General features: G+C 35.5%; 1 protein-coding gene. It reads left to right on the forward strand.

Features of this window, described 5'->3' with window-relative positions; translation table 11 throughout:
- The first annotated feature begins 594 nt into the window (after positions 1-594).
- Entirely contained in the window at positions 595-4,098 is a 3,504-nt protein-coding gene (locus GNF10_RS35425) for a DNA methyltransferase (protein WP_185592994.1), read from the forward strand.
- The last annotated feature ends 361 nt before the right edge of the window (positions 4,099-4,459 follow it).

Here is a 4,459-nt window from a genome sequence, read left to right on the forward strand (position 1 = left end):
TAAATTATATTTTCACTTACAAGCATTGTTAATTGATTCTTGATCTGGCTTAAATACGACTTTTTCAGCAAGCCCTATGTAAAACACCGAAATGAGAAAGCAAACTGGGGTTTGAGAAAGCAAAAGCTTATTTTGCTTGCGGAAAACACCGAAATGAGAAAGCAAACTGGGGTTTGAATAAGTAAAAGCTCATTTTGCTTGCGGAAAACACTGAAATGAGAAAGCAAACTGGGGTTTGAATAAGTAAAAGCTTATTTTGAGAAAGCATTTCAGTATTTTGAGAAAGTAAACAGACCTTTTTATAAAGCAATTAGGCATTTTGATAAAGTAATCAGCAAATATACTTGACAATAAAAATTCCCGGCTGGACATATAAAGCCGACGTTTAGAGAAATTGATAATTTTTACGTATAATTTCTCAGCCTAATTAAATGTAAAGGATTTATAAAGTAGAAAAAGCATGGTAAGAATTTAACTCCTATAAACAGAGTTTCTTAAAGTCCGCAGCGCAGACTTAATTTTTAAAGCCACAGATTTATTTTCTGAATGGCAAATTTACCATGCTTGGTTTTTATTTTCCAAGCATGGTAAGTTATGTCACTCAATTTTCAACGAACACGCGATTTACTATATAACTTTCAATTTAGTGATTTATTTATAGAAGAATTAGGTTGGTCTAAACCCTCAAGACAAAAACCTGAAACCTTAAAGATTGATAACAAGACGTATCAATATCAGAAAATTGCTGAACTCTCAGGGGTTGCAATTTTTGAAGTCACCGCAGCAGACGGGAACATACCAGAAGCTAAAGTGAGAGTTGCTATTCATCAAGAAGTTACTAAACTGATAGCTGAAAATCTCCTAATTTTTATTACCGAAGAACGCACGCGTAGTCTTTGGTATTGGGTGAAACGAGAAGGAAGTAAAAGCTTCGTTCGTGACCATTTATATGTGAAGGGTCAACCAGGAGACTTATTTTTAAGCAAGCTTGGTTCTTTAGTCATTGATATTACTGAATTAGAACATGGGGAACCGACTGTTGTCGAAATTGCTTATAAATTACAACGTGGTTTTGATGTTGAGCCTGTAACCAAGAAGTTTTATAAGGAATTTCAAGAGCAACACCAGAAGTTTTTGCTGTTTGTGAAAGGAATTGATAATGAGATAGATAGACGTTGGTATACATCAGTGATTCTCAATCGCTTGATGTTTGTTTATTTTCTCCAGCGTAAGGCTTTTATTGATAATAAAGATTTAAACTATCTACAAAATAAGCTTGAGCAAAGCAAGCAAAAAGGTGAAAATCATTTTTATGATGAATTTCTCAAGGCTTTGTTTTTTGAAAGCTTTGCTAAACCTGAATTTGAACGCGATTCATCTGTACAAGAATTGGTAGGTAAGGTTAAATACCTAAATGGTGGATTATTTCTCAAGCATCATATTGAAGATAAATATCAAATTTCTATAGTTGATGAGGCGTTTGAGCAAGTTCTAGATTTATTTGGGCGTTATTCTTGGAATCTAGATGATACGCCGGAAGGGAAAGACGATGAGATAAATCCTGATGTTTTAGGATATATTTTCGAGAAATATATTAATCAAAAGGCTTTTGGAGCTTATTATACTAGACCGCAAATTACAGAATATCTCTGTGATAGAACTATCCACAAGTTAATTGTAGACCGCGTAAATGATGCGCTGTGTTTCGACTTCGCTCAACACAAGTCTGATAAGTATAAGCCATTTGAGGATATTAACGAACTTCTCATTAAGCTGGATACAAATGTTTGTCGTCTACTAATGGATGATATTCTTCCTAATTTATCAATTCTTGACCCAGCTTGCGGTTCTGGTGCTTTTCTTGTGGCGGCGATGAAGACGCTAATTCAAGTTTATAGTGCGGTTTTCGGGACAATTAAATTGATGGGTGATGACACTCTCAAAAAGAAACTTGAAGATATAGAAAATTCCCATCCATCAATACCTTATTTTATCAAAAAGCGGATTGTTTCTGATAACCTCTATGGTATAGACATCATGGAGGAAGCAACAGAAATTGCTAAACTGCGTCTTTTCTTAGCTTTGGTTTCTTCTGCTAATGATGTGGAAGAGTTAGAGCCTTTGCCTAATATTGATTTTAATATTATGGCGGGTAATTCGCTGATTGGTTTAATTAAAGTTGATGATACTGCTTTTGATGCGGTGGGAAATTCACTACAAGGAAATCTATTACAGTCTTTAGCCGCAGATAATTATAAGAAAATTTTAGAAGAAAAGAATAAATCTGTTGAGTTGTACAAAAAACACGCTTTTTTACCGAAAGCTTTACCCGATACAGATACACCTCAAGATACTCGATTGATACACCTCCGCAAAAATATTGAGCAACTTAATAAGAAATCGCAAGAAAAGTTAAATCTTTTGCTGTTGGATGAGTTTAGTAAGCGTTTGGGTATCAAATATGAAGAGGTTCAGTTAACTGGAAAATCACAAAAGCGGGTTTTGAAGGTTGAGGATATTGCAGCCTTAAAGCCGTTTCACTGGGGTTATCATTTTAACGAGGTTTTAGAACGCGGTGGTTTTGATGCGATTATTACTAATCCGCCGTGGGAAATATTTAAGCCACAGGCGAAAGAGTTCTTTGCACAGCATAATGAACTGGTGACGAAGAACAAAATGGATATTAAGGATTTTGAGAAAGAACAGAATAAACTCTTACAAAATCCCATAATTGCAAGTGCTTGGTTAGAATATCAAAGTCAATATCCTTATGTCAGTGCTTATTATCGTTCTTCTGAACAGTATAAAAATCAGATTTCTATTGTGAATGGTAAAAAAGCAGGTACGGATATTAATCTCTATAAGCTGTTTACAGAACAATGTTTTAATCTTTTGCGTTCAGGCGGTGAGTGTGGAATTGTAATTCCTAGTGGGATTTACACTGATTTGGGGACTAAGCAATTGCGAGAAATGTTGTTTAGTCAAACTAAAGTTACTGGTTTATTCTGTTTTGAGAATCGCAAGACAATTTTTGAAGAAGTTGATAGCCGTTTTAAGTTTGTGGTTCTTACTTTTGTTAAAGGTAGTACAACAACAGAATTTTCATCTGCCTTTATGCGTCATGATGTGCAGGAACTTCAAAGGTTTCCTAATGATGATAGCTTGCAGATTAATGTTAAAATGGTGCGTCAACTTTCACCTGAAAGTTTAGGAATAGTAGAGTTTACAAATAAATATGATTTGTTAATAGCAAAAAAAGTATCTAAGTCTCCACTTTTAGGTGAAAAGCTGAGTGAAAGCTGGAACATCAGCCTACAAAGTGAATTTCACATGACGAATGATAGTTATCTGTTTAAACAAGAATTAAAACAATTAATGTTGCCTTTATATGAAGGTAAAATGATTCACCAATTTAATCATCAGTTTGATAAACCCCGGTACTGGATTGTCGAAAAAGAGGGAAGATTAGCTGTACTGGGGCGCAAAGAAGACAGATGTCAAAAGCTTGACTATCAAGATTACCGACTTAGGTTTCGTAAAATTGCAAGTAGTACAAATGCAAGGACAATGATTTCGACAATCATTCCTCCAAACTTTCATTCAGAAAGTTTTCAATCTGTTCGCACATACGATAATGAAGGAAATCGTCAAATTAGTTATGATGTAATGTTTTATCTTTGCGGAGTTTGGAACAGCTTTATTTTAGATTATTTATTACGTCTAAGAGTAACTGCTAATGTAAATTTCTTTTATGTCTATCAACTACCAGTCCAACGTTTAACAAAAAACGATCGCAGCTTCAACGATATTGTACAACGCGCCGCCAAACTCATCTGCACCACCCCAAAATTTGACGAACTCGCGCAAGAAGTCGGTCTAGGTTCCCATCAACAAGGCGTTACCGACGAAGCAGAACGCGCTAAACTCCGCGCCGAACTCGATGGAATGGTAGCACATCTTTATGGCTTAACCGAAGATGAATTTAGCTACATCCTCACTACCTTTCCGATTGTGAATGCAACTGTTAAAGAAGCGGCATTGTCAGCTTACCGTAACTTTGTGCCAATGTTTGGAAACTCAGAATTAGTCTCTTGTTAGTCTCTCGTTCTCATGCAGAGTATGGAAAAATACTATTAGTATTACTAAGAGGTTGTTTGAAAAGTAATTTGCTGTATCTTTGCACTTATTGATCCTCTCTAACCCCCCTTATAAAGCTACGGTGTATATACAAGTCTTCTAGAGTTGCGCCACAGCCTTTTGATCCCCCCTAACCCCCCTTAAAAAAGGGGGGAACCGGAATCAAAGTCCCCCTTTTTAAGGGGAATTTAGGGGGATCTAAAACGTTTTGCTACCGTGAAAATAATTTTTCAAACATCCTCTAATATCTGTAACGAGGAATACAAACTGAATTGTTACATTAGAATTTGAACTATATTTATTGCCTCAACCTATGCAAAGA

The organism is Nostoc sp. UCD121 (assembly GCF_014222285.1).
Lineage (GTDB): Bacteria > Cyanobacteriota > Cyanobacteriia > Cyanobacteriales > Nostocaceae > Nostoc.

Excerpts from the sequence above, each read along its gene's own strand:
- GNF10_RS35425 (WP_185592994.1), top strand. The coding sequence starts at position 595 with ATGTCACTCAATTTTCAACGAACACGCGATTTACTATATAACTTTCAA.